This window comes from Mesorhizobium sp. M2A.F.Ca.ET.039.01.1.1 (assembly GCF_003998035.1).
Lineage (GTDB): Bacteria > Pseudomonadota > Alphaproteobacteria > Rhizobiales > Rhizobiaceae > Mesorhizobium.
Genome location: NZ_RZRY01001602.1, coordinates 1 through 388, shown reverse-complemented (window position 1 = coordinate 388; position 388 = coordinate 1). Strand labels below are relative to the sequence as shown.

The window sequence follows — 388 nt, the reverse complement described above, 5'->3', positions numbered from 1 at the left end:
TATAGGAGACGTGCCAGGGGACCGCCGCGAAGATCTTGCCGATGAATTGGTGGCAATCGCTGCGGCAGATGGAACCCTTCACGCACGAGAAGTGTCGAAGCTCGAGAAACTGTTCAGACTGATGGATCTCGACGAAGCCTCCCTCTATTCTCGCCTGCATGGCAGTGTTGCGCCGCAGACCAGGCGGGGTGACGGAAATGACGATCTTCCCCTGGTTATCCCCGCCGGGGTCCAGCCGCCGGGCATTCCGGTGTTGCCGGCGCCTCCTAAAGCGCCTGCGACGCGCGTCGACATCTCTCGTCTCGAAGCCATCCGGCGCGAAACTCGGAGCACGTCCAGCGTCCTTGCCGATATCTTCGTGGACGAAGCAGAACCGCCAATAGCGCTT

General features: G+C 61.1%; 1 protein-coding gene. It reads left to right on the top strand.

From position 1 onward, the window contains the following. The coding region (locus EOA24_RS41125) for a tellurite resistance TerB C-terminal domain-containing protein (RefSeq protein WP_281059966.1) at positions 1–388 on the top strand (388 nt) is incomplete at both ends.